The organism is Allorhizocola rhizosphaerae, from assembly GCF_003426775.1.
Classification (GTDB): domain Bacteria; phylum Actinomycetota; class Actinomycetes; order Mycobacteriales; family Micromonosporaceae; genus Allorhizocola; species Allorhizocola rhizosphaerae.
Window position 1 is genome coordinate 1 of sequence record NZ_QJUG01000206.1, and the last position, 15,083, is coordinate 15,083.

General features: G+C 65.6%; 9 protein-coding genes, 2 pseudogenes and 2 CRISPR repeat arrays. Of the genes and pseudogenes, 1 reads left to right on the forward strand and 10 read right to left on the reverse strand.

The genetic code is table 11. From position 1 onward, the window contains the following. The first annotated feature begins 47 nt into the window (after positions 1–47). Positions 48–990: direct repeats of the CRISPR family, unit length 28 nt; unit sequence ATGTTCCCCGCGCACGCGGGGATGGTCC. A 497-nt stretch (positions 991–1,487) separates the two neighbouring features. From cas6e to DM816_RS45990, 9 genes and pseudogenes are all read right to left on the reverse strand, one after another. Further along, positions 1,488–2,186, reverse strand: coding sequence for a type I-E CRISPR-associated protein Cas6/Cse3/CasE (cas6e, locus tag DM816_RS32410; protein WP_117214283.1), 699 nt, complete (start codon positions 2,184–2,186; stop codon positions 1,488–1,490). Then, a complete protein-coding gene (gene cas5e / locus DM816_RS32415) occupies positions 2,177–2,941 on the reverse strand; it encodes a type I-E CRISPR-associated protein Cas5/CasD (RefSeq protein WP_117214285.1) in 765 nt (254 codons plus the stop codon). The genes cas6e and cas5e overlap by 10 nt, the downstream gene beginning before the upstream one ends. Next, positions 2,938–4,122 carry a type I-E CRISPR-associated protein Cas7/Cse4/CasC gene (gene cas7e / locus DM816_RS32420; RefSeq protein WP_117214286.1) on the reverse strand — a complete coding sequence of 395 codons (1,185 nt, stop codon included), beginning with the start codon at positions 4,120–4,122 and terminating at the stop codon, positions 2,938–2,940. Before cas7e ends, cas5e begins: the two co-directional genes overlap by 4 nt. 13 nt (positions 4,123–4,135) lie before the next feature. Next, entirely contained in the window at positions 4,136–4,756 is a 621-nt protein-coding gene (gene casB / locus DM816_RS32425) for a type I-E CRISPR-associated protein Cse2/CasB (RefSeq protein WP_162908063.1), read from the reverse strand. 12 nt (positions 4,757–4,768) lie between these two features. Further along, positions 4,769–6,418, reverse strand: a complete 1,650-nt coding sequence (gene casA / locus DM816_RS32430; RefSeq protein WP_117214290.1) for a type I-E CRISPR-associated protein Cse1/CasA — start codon at positions 6,416–6,418, stop codon at positions 4,769–4,771. 3 nt (positions 6,419–6,421) lie between these two features. Then, complete coding sequence (locus DM816_RS32435; protein ID WP_117214292.1) at positions 6,422–6,844, reverse strand: hypothetical protein; 423 nt, start codon at positions 6,842–6,844, stop codon at positions 6,422–6,424. After that, positions 6,837–9,299, reverse strand: coding sequence for a CRISPR-associated helicase Cas3' (gene cas3 / locus DM816_RS32440; RefSeq protein ID WP_162908065.1), 2,463 nt, complete (start codon positions 9,297–9,299; stop codon positions 6,837–6,839). The genes DM816_RS32435 and cas3 overlap by 8 nt, the downstream gene beginning before the upstream one ends. A 406-nt stretch (positions 9,300–9,705) precedes the next feature. Continuing rightward, a CRISPR array of direct repeats spans positions 9,706–10,406; the repeat unit is 28 nt; unit sequence ATGTTCCCCGCGCACGCGGGGATGGTCC. A 928-nt stretch (positions 10,407–11,334) separates the two neighbouring features. Beyond that, complete coding sequence (locus DM816_RS44805; protein WP_246002484.1) at positions 11,335–12,453, reverse strand: serine/threonine-protein kinase; 1,119 nt, start codon at positions 12,451–12,453, stop codon at positions 11,335–11,337. 267 nt (positions 12,454–12,720) lie between these two features. Further along, positions 12,721–13,221: pseudogene (locus DM816_RS45990) on the reverse strand (RNA polymerase sigma factor); the annotation flags it as partial. Positions 13,222–13,819: 598 nt separating this feature from the next. On the opposite strand from DM816_RS45990, the gene DM816_RS32455 reads away from it, so the two are divergent. Then, complete coding sequence (locus DM816_RS32455; RefSeq protein ID WP_117214298.1) at positions 13,820–14,599, forward strand: hypothetical protein; 780 nt, start codon at positions 13,820–13,822, stop codon at positions 14,597–14,599. Positions 14,600–14,881: 282 nt separating this feature from the next. On the opposite strand, the pseudogene DM816_RS32460 reads toward DM816_RS32455, so the two are convergent. Further along, positions 14,882–15,083 (reverse strand): annotated as a pseudogene (locus DM816_RS32460) (helix-turn-helix domain-containing protein); the annotation flags it as partial.

Here is a 15,083-nt window from a genome sequence, read left to right on the forward strand (position 1 = left end):
CGCGGGGATGGTCCAATTCCTGATCCGCCACAGAGGCCAGAGAAGCCATGTTCCCCGCGCACGCGGGGATGGTCCCTACCCGTGGCTCAAGTCCAACGAGTGGTATCCATGTTCCCCGCGCACGCGGGGATGGTCCCCGGGCGAGAACCTTGCCCTCCCACGGGCGGCATATGTTCCCCGCGCACGAGGGGATGGTCCCACGCTCGTCGACCGCACACGAGGGCTGTCATAATGTTCCCCGCGCACGCGGGGATGGTCCGACCAAGACCGAGGCCCTGGAGCTGGAGCTGGCATGTTCCCCGCGCACGCGGGGATGGTCCCCGTTGTGCTGATTGGGAGCCTGTGATGACCGCATGTTCCCCGCGCACGCGGGGATGGTCCCCGGCCCGCCGACAAGCAGCAGATCTCGGTCTATGTTCCCCGCGCACGCGGGGATGGTCCGCGGGTAGCCTCACAATGGTTTCACGACGTCTTATGTTCCCCGCGCACGCGGGGATGGTCCGTCGATCACTTCCATGGCCTTGTCGACCGTGGCATGTTCCCCGCGCACGCGGGGATGGTCCCGATCGGCGTCATGCTCTGCTTCATCGGCGCAAATGTTCCCCGCGCACGCGGGGATGGTCCGTCAGCCGCCCCCTCGACCTTCAACGCCACTGTATGTTCCCCGCGCACGCGGGGATGGTCTCCTCCAATGTGGACGCGGTGACGGCCGTGGTAGATGTTCCCCGCGCACGCGGGGATGGTCCTCCCCAGGTGCCGTGCAGCTCGCCGTATGCCCAATGTTCCCCGCGCACGCGGGGGTGGTCCCGCCTGCAACACCTTGTCTTCGCTGTCACGCTGATGTTCCCCGCGCACGCGGGGATGGTCCGAATTTGCCGCTCCGCCAGGTGTACGCGCAACAATGTTCCCCGCGCACGCAGGGATGGTCCGCTTGTCGGTCTGCCGCGCCAGCCGGAGGACAAATGTTCCCCGCGCACGCGGGGATGGTCCGGCAGAGCCGCTCGACCAGTTCGTCGAGCAGTGGCGTGAGCCCGCCCGGCCCGAGGAAGTGACGAGCCCGGCGGGCGCCAGCGGGGCAAAGCCGGCCAGCGTGCCGTCGCCCAGCTGACCCGGGTCGAGCGCGACGTCGGCTGTGTCCAAGTTGGAAACGGTGAACGAACTGCCAAACGGCTCGGTCGGAGCTCGGGGGTTGCCTGGTCCGTACTCCGAGGCGCCACGGATCATGCGGTCGAAGTGCCGAGTTTCGGGCTATTCCTTGGACGCCATATTTTTCGGGAGTTGGCCCGACGGGTCCTATGCGACGGCTGGAAGTTGTGTCTGGCGTGCCCCAATTTTCGCCGTAGTGCTCCGGGAAGCCGACAATCTCGACATGACCTCTCGATATCGGATTTATGAGTGTGGTGGCGGTCTATCAGCCTGGGTCGCGGACCGGACAGCTTCCTTTGTGGACGCCGTTGTTGAGAGGAGGCGATTGTTGGCATGTGTGTTCAGGCTCGTCGCGGTGGGGCGAGGCTGAGCAGGCCGCAGCCGTACGCCTTGCCGCGGCCGATTCCAGTACACACGGCGTCGGTGAACGTGGGGGCGTCGGTGACGATGAGGTGTCCTTCGAACCGTACGGGCTCGATGGTGATGGGTCCGCGGTCCTCGGCTCGCTTCTGGCTTTTGAGGGGCAGGCACGGTGACGGGGCGGCATCGGGTCGGCCGCTGGAGGCGGTGGGGATGACGAACCCGTGGTGCTCGCCTTTGCGGATCAGCCATTCGAGCTGTTCTTGTGGGTCGCGGCGGGCGACTTTGATCTGGTGTGCCCGTTTGCGAGGTTCCGCGGTGGGCTGGCCGGTCGGGCGGAGGATGTCACGGACTGGATTGGCGACGAGTCGGAAGGCGAATCGGCGTCCGGGTGCGATCGCGTCGAGGACCGGTTGCAGGCTGCGGACCTGCGCTGGTTCGAGAAGGTAGTCTGCTGGTAGCTGGCTCCAGTCTGGCTTGCCGAGGCTTTGAACGTATTGGACGAAGCCGCGGTGCATGGTGTCGAGGCGCCAGAGGATGGCCTGCGACTGGCGGGCGGGGGTGTCGTTGGGTAGACCGCGGTAGCCGGACATCACCGTCCGGTGCATTTGTCGGATGTCGGCGTGGTCGCGCCGGAATTCCCGCGAGTAGACGTTGATCAGCAGCTTGCTCAAGTACACGGGATCTCCTCGGCTGTCCGGATCAGACTGTCGGTGAGAGGTACGTGGCCGGTCCGTACGGTCCGGGTGGCGAACCGGCGATCGGCCTGGCTGAACGAGATGGGCATGTCAGGTCGGATCTCGGCCGCCGGGTCGGTGGGGTGGCAGTCGACTACCGTACGCAGCGGGTCGCGCGTGTCTTCTGGCAGCCTGAGCTGGACGGCGAGTAGCTCGGCTCGATCTTCCAGCCAGGGGTGTTCGGCCAGCACGGATTGCAGCGGTCGGTCTGACAGTCCGAGACCGCTGCGAGGTTCGCCGGGTTGCCCTGCGCCGACGAGTGCTCGGGCTGGTACGAAGGCGCGCCGGCCGAGGAACAGCGGCCATGCTGGCTTGCGCAATCCTTCGTTTATCCGGCTGAGCAGGACCTTGTCTTCGCTTTCGAGGACGATGAGAAAGAGGGCGTCGGCAAGGTAGTAGCGGTGGCTGACAGCGGTGCGGTGGCCACCGCCGGTGGTGGTGGGCACGTCTTGCACGGTGTGGTAGTCGCGTTCGAGGATGCCTTCGCGGTCCACACGTATGCCCATTCGTAGCCCAGCCAGCTGGGCGATCCCGGTCGTATCGTGGCGTTCGACGCCGATCGCGGCGCCGAGGAGCCCGACGACGCCGGACTTGCTGGGTTCGCGGCCGGTGTCGCGGATGTTGCCACGCGAGTGTAGGCCCCAGGACTGCATTGGGGCGTCGAGGCAGAACGCGAGCGTGTGTAGCGGCGTCGTCATGCTTTTGTCGCGGCCAGGATGCGGGATACCAGCTCGTGTCGCGATGCGACCACTTCCTGCTCTGGCAGTCCGTCGACGTCGGCGGTGATCGACGCGGCGGCTACAGCGCGAAGGTCGGCGTCGCCGTAGAAGCGGCGTAGTCGGCTGAAGTGGCCGAACATTTCCCGGGTGGAGGCCACCATAAGGTTCGTGTCGTCGACGGGACGTAGGAAGGCGTTGGCGAGGTTCCAGCTGCCACGATCGCGGACCACGGCCAGAAGGGTCTCTGGTGGGGTGAGCGCGGCCATGGAGTTCTGCTTGCCGCTGGGTATGGCGTCGATGAAGGCGTTGAGCCATGCGTGGGCGGCGCGGGAGACGAGGTCGGTGTCGCCCTTGAGGTTGAAGGCGAGCTGGTCGAGGTTGAGGTTGGCGTATCGGTAGTAGCAGGCGGCGTTGAAGTCGACGGTTCCGATCATGTCGGCGCCCGCTTGGTCCTGCGGCTGGAAGTCGTCCACCGCCGTGTAATAGTCGTACTCGTTGGCCACCGCGTGGGTGGAGATGGCATGGGCCACCTGGCAAGCCGCGTCAACGTTGAAGTCTTTGTTATCGGCGATCATGCGCCCGAACAGCGCTACATCTACCACGCGACTGGCGTCGAAGATTCGCCTCGCCTCGTCGAGGGTTTGCTTGTCTGGCTTGACCTTGTCCTGCTTCTTGTCGTCCTCGTCGTCGCTGTTCTTCTTGCGATCCGCGGCCTTGGCTCGCGCGGCGGTGTCGGCGGCAAGCCGGTCCCAGTTCCGCTCGCAGTAATCGGCCAGCAGTTCGACTGCGCTGTTGCCGACGAAGAGCAGGTATTCGGTGAGCTGCTGCTCCTTGCGCCGCTTGTCCAGGTCGAAGCCGAGGGCGCGGATGCCTGCCTCAGCAATGGCGCCAGCATCGGACTCGGGCCGGCCGTTGCCCTTGAGGACGTCGGCGGCGCGTGACACCAGCCGCTTGGTGCGGACTCCGATCTCGGCGGGGTCGAGGCCGTATCGCCGTAGATCGTCCCTCTGGAAGAGGATCCGAGCGGCGCGCTTGAGGGACTGGCTGGAGATCCGGCCGCGTACGTGTCCGCCGAAGGTGGCTGTCTTGGGCTGCCCGACGTCGTCGCGGTTGAGGTTGCTGACCGGGAAGGACTGGAGCAGGTGCAACTCGATAATCATTGGGTTCTCCTGGTTATGCCTCAATCGGCTGGGTTGCAAAGGTTTGGGGAACCGGCGGCTCGTCCGCGTCTGCGTCGTCACCGGTTGTGGACGACCGGCTGTCCTGCGGGCGTGGCCGGTAGTAGTCACGCGCCCAACGCAACCGGACCTTGTGCGCCGCCTCCCGACCGGAATCGATCAACACCAGGTCGGCCAGCAGCCGGTGGTAGTCGATCGCGACGTCGTCGGAACGCAGGAGCTGGATCATCTGCCGCAGGTGGTACGGGAGATGCTGCCTGTCTACGCAGAGCAGTTGGGTGAAGCGGCGCTGGGTGGACACGCGCTCGTCGGCGAGCAGCCGCATCGCCCCGCCGACCGTGCGCCCCTTGGCGGTATTGCCATGTGGGTGCAGGGCGAAGAGGCCGGCGACCAGCAGCCACAGTTCCTGCTCCGCTTGGGGTGGGTCATGCGGGAAGACAATGTCGTACGCCTCGGCTTGCTGGCGGGGACCTGCGAACGAGCGCCGCAACCGAGCCAACGCGCGGCGTGCCTCGCCGGAGTGCTGAGGACTTTCTGAGGTGAGCGCCCAGTGCAACCGGTAAAGCGCCTGGACGAAGTTGCGCCGTCGCTCGTCGAGCGACCTGTTTGGTTCCACGCTGCCGATCTCCTATTCCAGGTAGCGGGCGATGTAGCCGCGATAGGCGTCCAGCCGCCGGCGAAGCTGGCTGAGGAAGTGCTCGTATCGCTCAGCGGCTGCCTCCAAAGGGCGTCCCCGCCGAGGCGGCCACTCGGCCCAGTCCTGCGCCGCGTGCTGACCGATCCGGCGTATAGCGTCAGCCCACTTCCGTGCCGCCGTCGAGTCGCGCCGGTTTGCCCGCAGTGTTGTGGCCAGCTGCCACAGGAATTGGTCGAAGGGCTGGGCCAGCCGTGGCCAGTACGCCAGTTCGAGACTGTTGGGCCCTGCCTTGCGCTCGCGATCGGGCGCGAGTGAGGCGGCCAGCCGCGCCCGGTAGCCGCGTTCCATAATGATTAGCTCCTGTCCCACCCTGTCCGCGAGCTGGACGCTGTGCCCGATGACCGGTCCGGCCACCGCCGCTTCCGCCCGCAGCAGCGCGACCGGTGCAGCAACCGCCTCCTCCAGCACCTGCTCCACAATGGACTTGTTCGAGTCGAGCTGCTGCCCAAAAACCCGCAGCGTATACACGGCATCATCGGCGATCTCCCCGTGCAGTACCATCTGCGCGACATGCTCCAGCGGGAGCGGCCGTTGCTGGTACGCCTCTTCGGAACCAGCCGGGGCCAGCAGCAGCTCCTCGCTGTGCCGCCAGACGCCGCGATTCACCTGCAGCCGCACTGGATACCAGGGCCCGTACGACGGTGCGCTCGTCTTGGGCGTCCGCTTCTTTTGCACCGGATTGCGCTGGTACGCGGCCATCCACTCGTTGTCGTGCAGCTCCGCCTTGAGCTCGTCGCCCGGGGTGATGACGACGCGATCGACGTACATATCGCCGCCCATCTGTCGAGGTACCAGCCAGACCCGGCGCGATGACCAGGTAAGCAGATCGGTCCAGCCGAAGGGTTCGCGGATGTCCGGCTCAGGCCGGGGCGGGTCGGCTTCCCACACCGGGCGGTCGTCCGGCCAGGTCCGGCGCGGCTGCTGGCCCTGCGGGTCGTAGCGCATAAGGTTGAGCAGCAGCGTCTCTTTGAGATTGCGGCCTTCGACCAGCACCATCCCGAACCGGTTGCCCGGCGCCAGCTTGGACGACTTCACCGTCTTGTATGGACTCTTCAGGCCGCCCGGATCGTACGCCTGCAACGTCACCAACCAGCGCGCCGCCTCGGCCGGGGTAAGCCGTATCTCGTCGTCTGCGGTGGTGTGATCGAAGAGGGTGACGTTGTTTCCCGCTGCACGGTGTGGCACAAGCTTCGCCGCGCTCGATGCGGGTACCCCGGCAACGGCGGGGCACTGGAAGAACGGACGCTGCGCGTCGAAGAGCGCGAACCGATCGCGGTACTGGGCAAGGTATTTCGCCAGCCGAGCGTCGTTGGGTGGCTCGCCGATGCTGGCCGACGGCTCGGCGGGAAGACGTTCGGCCCGCCAGAGCTCGGTCCATGCGCCCTCGTCCAATGGCTGGTAGACCCGGTAGAGCAAGGCCAGCACGAGCCGGTGCAAGGCGGCCGTCATCGGCGGTGTCTCGCCCACGATCCGGCGTAGCGTATGGGATTCACGCAGCAGCGACACCAGTCCGACCTCGTCGGCGCTGCCGTCAAGGCGCACCACCGGCAACCACGGCTCGTCGAGCAAATTGAAGCTCACCGGTCACCCGTCCTCGTCACCGTCAAAATAGGAGTCGGAATCGAAATCGGCGTCGCGATCGGTCTCGGGCAGATCGATCTGTAGGCCGCCGCCGTCGCTGTAACGCACACTCAACCCACCAGCGGCGCCAACACCGTCACGCACAACGATCGCCCGGCTGGCGCTCAGCCAAGGCGAGGCGCGGAACGCGGCCGGTACCGGAAGACCCCGCAAAGCCTCCAGCACCCCGGGCGGAATCCCCTCGTCGCCACCGATGCCAACGGTGGCCGCCAGAAGCTCGGTGAGCAGCTCGCCCACCGGTTCGGCAGCGTTGTCCAGGTCGATCGGTGTTCTGCCGTCGACCGGTACAGTTCGTCCGCCTGCGGCCCGCAACACCACGACATTGATCCCGTCCTGGAACGCGAGAAAGTCGTACCCGTCAGCCATCACGCTCGCTCCACGGATTCGGCTTGCGGGTCTGTCCCACGTTGCGGACGTGTGCCGTCAGCTCGCGCAGCACCGCCGCCCGCGGCTCCGGCTGCGGCACGTAGAGGGTGGTCGCGAGATCCCGGTCGGTCCGGCGTGCCTGGTGCAGCCGCTTGGCGGCGCGGTCCCAACGTTCCTTCCAGCCCGGCGGGTAGTCGATCGCGTTCGGTTCGGCGTAGACCGCGTCGATCAGCTCCGGCACCTCGTCGGGCAGCCGCAGCTCGGTATGCGTGCGCAGCAGCGCCCAGGTGCGCAGCAGGACCGCGTCGTCGTAGACGTTGACGGTGTACCGGGCCCACATTGGGCCGGTTGGTTTCTCCCTCACCCCAAGGATGGCCAGCGTCGGCGCAGCATCGGGGTCGACCCGGCGGAAGCGGTGCAGGCGGCCGGCCCGCTGCACGATACTGTCCATAGGCGCCACGTCGCTGGCCATCGCGTCGAAATCCAGATCGAGGCTTTGTTCAAGCACCTGCGTACCCACCACGATGTAGCCAGATGTCGGCGCGCGAGTTCCGTTCTCGCCGAAAAGCCGCTGCAACTCTGCCTCGATCCGGGCACGCTCACCGCTGATGACATGACGGGTCAGCAGGGCGATCTTCGGCCGTCGGTCTTCCGGCAGTGACGCTACCGCCTTGGCCAGCTCTTCAGCGGTGTACTCCGCCCGCTTCACGAGGTTGTGGACGATCGCCACGCCCCAACCACGCGCTGCTCGTTCCAGCGCCCACCCGACCAGGTCCTCATCGCACACGGCGGCGAGCCCGACTGGGCGGGCGGTATTGACCGGGGAGGCTTCGGCGCGTACCTCGATCGGGACGCCGTGGTGGTCCAGCCAGAGCGCCCGCGGATAGCCTGGCAAGGACGGGGCCAAGTCAAGCTGGGCGGCATGGCCACGGCGTGCGCCGGTGTACCAGCTTTTCACCAGCTCCGTCCGGCGCGCGGCCGGCAGCGTCGCCGATAGGATGATCACCGGCACGCCGAGCCAGCCCAGCCACGCAAGCACCCGGTCCAAAATGGTGGACATGTGCACGTCATAGCTGTGCACCTCATCCAGGATCACGACCCGGTTGGACAGGCCCACCAGTGGAACTGGCGCCCAAGGCCGGCGAATTCCGACCTGGAGAATACGGTCGATAGTGCCGACAGCCAGGGGCGCGAGCAGACCTCGTAACCAGGTAAACCACTCTCGTACGTGCGCGTCCTGCGCCCCGCCGGGCTCGTCGCCGCCGACCTCCACCGCACGGATAGGGTCGGCCCGCGCCTCCTGCGCCCGCCTACCGGCAAGGTATTCGGCCGCTGTACCGTGCAGGAGCTTCACAGTCAGACCCGGGCCGAACTGCTTGAGTAACTTCTCGGCCACCCCGAACGCCTGATTGCTCGTGGCCCGGGTCGGCATGGCGAGAAAGAAACCGGCCAACCCGAGCTGCTGTATCAGACTCACCGTCGCCTGCAGGGCGGCCTTGGTCTTGCCCTCCCCCGTTGGGGCCTCGATCACTAAGATGCCGGGCACCGTACGACCAGCGATGAGCTGTTCAATCGCCGCCTGGAGCGGCCGGGGCTGCTGCCCGAACAGACGAACAAAACCAGTGTCGGCCGGTGAACATGACCAGGCGGTCCACCCGAGCCGGTCGATCACCTGCTCCCGTGCACGCTCGCGGGACAGCGCAACGTACCCGGTCAAGTCGACGTCTGCTCCGGCATGAGTCTTCTTGTCGATCGAGCCGGAAGCGATCCAGTCGCTGACTGTGGCCAGACCGGCAAGCGCAACCGTCGCCGCGGTACTCAACCGCACCTCGGACCAGGACAGGCAGCGCGGGTCGGGCAGTTCAAGCATCTGCGCCGTACAGGAGATCAGCTCGTCAACCCATGGCTCCCAACGACTTCCGCCGTGATCACCTTCGGCCAGCCGTGCATTAGCGAGCACCTGCGCGGAGAAGTAGCGGCCGTGGTGTCCGCCGAGTGCCTGCGCTAGGGCGAGGGCCGTGTCGCGCGGCGCACCCCAAGACTGCAGCACGCGGAGAAGGTGATACGCCGTCAGCACGCCGTGCAGCGTGTCGGTACGGTCGCGGCCCGTGCGCTTCGCCGCCAGTCGCGTGACGACGTCAGAAACATCAGCAGGCAGGCACGCCGTCGCCACATCGACCCGGAGCGCCTGAAACGCGGGAGACAGCTTGCCAAGGTCATGCAACCCGCAAAACAACGCGACCCAGACCCGGGCCGCACCGCCGAGCGGCGCGAACGCCTCCTCCAGATCGGCGCGGGCTACAGGCCCGACCAGCGTCTCGTAGAGCAACCCGGCCACGCTGGCGGTGTCAATAGCGTGACAGATCAACGGATGCGGGACAGTAACTTCACCCTGTACAACCTGACCAGCCTTACCCCAGAAAGCCCGCACGTCGAACTGCACCTGATTGGACACCACACCTACCATCGGGGCTGCTGACCCTGTCCTTTTCCGGCTGGCGCCAACCTCACGGTAAAGTCGGTCGGCGCGCACGACCGCCTAGCATGCATCAGTTCGATTGATCCACATACCTACTTGTCTAATAGATGACATAGTGTGCTTGATCCGTTTCGACCGACAAAGGGCCCACGGTGTCGAACAAGAAAGAGGAAATGTGTATAGCCGTGGATCAAAGAACAACAGTTGGGTGGCATTCCCACACTCCCGCTGGCCAGTACAGTTCACCAGCGGCGGACCAACTCAACCGCGAACGCTGCGGTGCCTGCATCGACCACGGCAAGAAGCTTGTCGTGCCGGTTGGCGGACAACGCGATAGTGAATAGAATCCGTCGAGTAGATCTCCAATGCCCCAGCTAAACAAGTATGTTCCGCGCACGCGGGGATGGTCCCCCCGATGAGGCAGCCGGTTTGGGCGCGCGTCCATGTTCCCCGCGCACGCGGGGATGGTCCCCAGAAGCCCATGATGCGTCGCCAGCCTCCGGCATGTTCCCCGCGCACGCGGGGATGGTCCTGACACGTGGAAAGCTGTGCTGCACTGCAGCCCATGTTCCCCGCGCACGCGGGGATGGTCCGAATTGGACCGAGGCCGAGCGGGTGACCTCCAGCATGTTCCCCGCGCACGCGGGGATGGTCCTGGCGTCACGTAGGTTTCTAATAACAGCAGGTTATGTTCCCCGCGCACGCGGGGATGGTCCCATCGCGCGGCGTGCCGCGACGAGGATCCAGAACATGTTCCCCGCGCACGCGGGGATGGTCCCGGGGCCGGTCGGCTGCGGGCCCGACCCCAGTCAATGTTCCCCGCGCACGCGGGGATGGTCCTCCGCGGCGGTTGAACACCTGGATTTGGCCCTTATGTTCCCCGCGCACGCGGGGATGGTCCGGCGGGCAGGTTGCCGGTGGATGCGGCGTTGCCAGGTTCCCCGCGCACGCGGGGATGGTCCGTGGCGGTGCGTTGTCTTGCTGTTGACTCTTCATGTTCCCCGCGCACGCGGGGATGGTCCTTCAGCTCATCTCCCAGACCGCGCTGATCTGGAAGGTTCCCGCGCACGCGGGGATGGTCCCGACCGCCGCGCGGTCGACGCCGCCGGCCCGGAATGTTCCCCGCGCGGGGATGGTCCGTGTTCGGGCCGGGCGCTGCGCATGATGATGGGCAGGTTCCCCGGCACGCGGGATGTCCGTTCTCCGAGTCGTAGCCGTCTTCGTGGTCGCCATATTCCCCGCGCACGCAGGGATGGTCCCACGAGCCCGCCGCCGACCGGATTGGTGCAGTGATGTTCCCCGCGCACGCGGGGATGGTCCGATCGGATAGGTGAACTCGCGCTGATCGATGTAATGTTCGCCGCGCACGCGGGGATGGTCCCGCTCCGTGCGGGACAGCCACGTTCCCCGCGCACGCGGGGATGGTCCCATCGAGTAACCCTCGGCCACGCGTGATGCCAGATGTTCCCCGCGCACGCGAGGATGGTCCCGACATGTATGCGGCGTTGCTCCAGCCGTTGGAATGTTCGCCGCGCACGCGGGGATGGTCCCGTTGTCGCCGCTTTCTGAAAACGTAGTGGCATCAAGGATTCGGCGTGGTCAACACTGCGGCTCGGCAGCTGCTTGCTGGTGCGATGGGCCCCTACATCAACATCCGCGCGGCCAGGGTCCGGATGAGCTGAAGCGACCTGACGCGACGGAGCACCACAACCACCCGCAGGCGATAGCTTTATCGCATGGTGCTTGGGAGGATCATCCGACGTTGAGCGGGCTTCTCATTCGGCGCTCTGTAGCAGAAAGCTTCGGCCGTGCCCGGATCGGAACCCGCGCACCGATAATGATCAGCGCGAGCGAAGCGACGCGCGCGGATCAACGTCCACAACCGAACCCGCACCCGGACGGTTTCGCGATCGCGGCGCGGCGCGCCGCGGTCGGGTCTTGTTGCTGATCTGAAGTAACGGTCACCGGACCAATCAATGGCCACCGCGCTTCAATGGATAGTGCTGCCATTTCATCTGGGTGGCGGTGTGGGTGAGGTTGTTGAGTCAATTGGTTTCGGCTCGGATGGATTTCCGCTTTCATGCACTGGCTGGTACCAGAAGAATCCGCCCAAAGCCAGCACGAGCGCCAACCCACCGGCCAGGACCATGTTCATCGAGCGCTTGGACCAGCCGAGCACCGTCTGCGCGAGCCCGGTGCCGCCCGCAGCCGCACCCGCGAGCGGGAACAGCAGCAGGAGCAGCGCCGCCCGCCGGGCAAGCGAGCCGCGGCCCTCCTCTTCCCACTCGGGCCCGTAACCGGCGCCCGCCACGGCCTCAAGCTCGACCAGGAACGTGGCCGCGTCCTTGGGCCGGTGATCGGACTTCTTGGCCAGCCCACGGCGCACCAAACCCCGTACCGCCTCGGGCACCTCATCGACCGGAATCGGCGACTCTTCGTGCTTGCCGCGCAGCCCGAGGATGTCGCCCGGCGACCGGTAAGGCGGGTGCCCGGTGAGGCACTCGAAGAACGTCGCCGTCGCCGCGTAGATGTCGGTCGACGGCGAAGCGGGTGCGCCCGCCCACTGCTCGGACGCCATGTACGACGGTGTCCCCGCGTGCGCGCCGGTCGAGCCGGCCCGCGCCGCGATGCCGAAGTCGGCCAGCTTGCTCTGGCCCTCCCGGTTGACCAGCACGTTTTCGGGCTTGTAGTCACGGTGCACGACCCCGCGCTCGTGCGCCGCCGCCAGCCCCAGCAGCGAGCCTTTGAGCACGACCAGCGCCGATTGTGGCTCGGTCGGCCCGTGCTCGCGCAGGATCGCCCGCAACGCGACGCCGTCGACGAGCTCCATCACGATGGCCGAACCCTGCGGGCCCTCGATGTACTCGTACAGCCGGGCGATCTGCGGGTCCTCGACCTCGGAAAGGATGCGCGCCTCGGCCCGGAACGCCTCCACGAACTGTGGGTCGCGGCTGAGGTGGTCGGCGAGGTACTTGATGGCGACCTTGGTGCCCGTGCCCTCGTGCTCCGCCAGCACGACCCGTCCCGATGCCCCCTTGCCGAGCTCCTTGAGCTCAACGTATCCAGGCACGGACCAACCATCCGGATCGTCATCGTCGTCCTCCTCGGACCTTCGTATGAGAAGCAGCACGATCGCACCAATACCGAGGGCGACAAGCCCCCCGCCAACAATGATCATGATCCACGTCATGATGCCGATGCCGTGAGGACTCCAACCGACGAGGTCCCAAGGACCGCGACGCGGCGCGCTTGGTGCAGGCGTTTCATCCCGACGCCAAGCACCAAGACCACAAAACGCCGTAATGAGTACGGCGGCGGCCAAGGCCATTTTGGCCACATGTTGTCTCAGGGCACGTATACCTCTGTGCACATGGACGTTGACGGTCGCCAGGCTGCACCCAAGTTCGGAGGCTATCTCTGCGGTCTCAGCGTTCTCCACATGGCGGAGAAAGGTAGCCGCTCGCTGCCGGTCTGGCAGGTGGCCAAGCCATCCGATCACTTCATCGGCGAGCACCTGGTCGAGCGGATCGCCGTACCTGGACTGTGCCGCCTCGCTGGCCTGACGCGCCTCAATGTAGGCAACTCGAGCGTCACCATCAGGACACTGGTCGTAAAAGGCCTCGTCCTTGCCGGTTGCGATCACAAGGCGCTTGGCTACCGTGAAGGCGTACGCACGTGGCTGATCTACTTTGGACCAATTCTCCAGCGTGCGGGTGATCGCCTCTTGGACAATGCTTTCTGGATCTAGCCGGGACTCTGGTATGCCGTAGGTGTATGCCTGCCTGCGCACGTAGGTCAGTAGGTCAGGAGATGTGTCCTGGAAGAAGTTCGTGACCGCCTCCAGCGGCAAGCGGTTGGAGCAGCCCGCCTGCGCGGTGGCGGTTGAATCAAGAGCCATCAGTGGCTTCCATCCGGCTGTCCCTTGCGGCGCGTCCGGCGGTTGTGGGACCGGGCACGATCCGACCGTTTCATCTGCAATTCTGTAGTATCCGGCCGCCGCGCATACAGCTCTACGGCCGCAGCCAATTGTGAGACGCTACGCGCGGCAACTAGCACCGCGATCACAGTCCAAGTATCCACCCGGTGTGGTTCCCTTCTCGACGAGGTGACGATGTCGATAACTACGAGACGGAACAGGCCCGATTTCTTTACCACCGGCGCCAAGATTTTTGCCGGTAACCCGACCGCGCCACGCGAGCCGCCCAATTCGCCTCTGCCGCCTATGACCTAATCGTTGAAAGCGCGGTCTTCGTAGGCAATTGTTCTCATGCCAATGTTGAGGTGCCACGAACCGGGTCGTATTAGGACCGCGTTCTCGTGTCACGACGGAACCCGCAACGAGAACGATCAAGCGCCAGCGAGCGATGATCGGTGTTCTTGAAGGGAAACGCCGCGGAACGCCCGACGGCCGTCATCGCTGTCTCGAAGTTCTGCACCCGACCCTGTCCCGGGTCGCGCACTGAGGGGGTAGCGATGGCCCAATACGATGCTGTGGCGTGAACGAAATCATGTCTCGGCTGTCGTTCTGGATCTATGCCACAGTCGTGCTTGTAGCGATATGGGGTGCGTTCAGGAGTTATCGGATCCGCGGGAAGCACCACATCGATGACTCGGCGGTGGAACGGCGCATCGGCATGGCGCTTCTCGGCGTCGGAGCGGCCATCCAGGCGTGCCTTAATGGTGAGTGGGCCAACACAGTGGCCGGTGTTCTTGAGCTCTGCGGTTTGTTGTGGGTGCTCGGCGTGGCACGGTACGGTGCCAGGAACCTGGGCCAGGCGGTGGTTCGTGGGACTGTGGCCACCGTGTTGCTATTAGTCGTCGCCTCGATGCCGGTTCTGGATCGTTGGTTCGGCAAGGTGCAGTTCGCCTTGGAGTTCCATGGGGGAACACCACCTCGGATCTCCGCCGACACGTCATGTCGGGTCTGGGACGCAAGGCAAGGCGTGCCGCATTGCGACGGGCATTGGGAGTGGCATCTGACACCGGGTGAACAACTCGATGCGCAACTCAGAGTTGTCGAGTGGTTCGGGCGTCGTGACAGCGCCGAGGTTTTCGTTTCTGCCGAGGCGCAGCCGGGGCCCGCGTGTGCAGGCGTAGCACTGAGGTGGACAATGGCAGCCGGTGAAGATCAAGTCACCAGCACGGAACCGGCACTTGGCGTTGTGACACCCGTTACCGTCTCGCGCGGCGCCCATCGCCTGCGGTTCCAGGCATCCTCGCACGGGGGTGCTGCTACCTGTGTTGTTGTCGTTAGCGTGCGTCAGCGGGCGCTCTAACGTAGGAGCCGACAGTTACCGATTCCGCGGCGAGGCCCCTGATCAAAGGCTCTTGATCAGCTTCTCAGTTTACGGTCCGGCGGCGGTCGTCATGGCATGCGAATTGGCTGGATCATCTGGTCATCCCATTGGGGTCTCAAGTGACCCTCCATTCGGACATCGATTGCCGTGTCCGAATCGGAATCCTACCGGATCGGCGATCTTGGGATAGCAGTGACTGGCTGTGACTGGAACCGGGTTTTTGGTGCGAGACGGCATGCCCGTGCCGATCTAGAACCTCCGCTACTCGAACCTGCCGCTGAGGATGTTCTTGGCAAAGGGATGGTGCAGAAACCGCTCGTGGGCCGACCAGATCCGCTGCACCGTCGCGGGACTCACCCCCGCATGGGCGGCCATCGTGCGGCACGACCAGTGGGTCTCACCCTCGGGCTTGGTGTGCAGCGTCCATTCGACGATCTGAGCGACGGTCGCCGCCGGGATCACC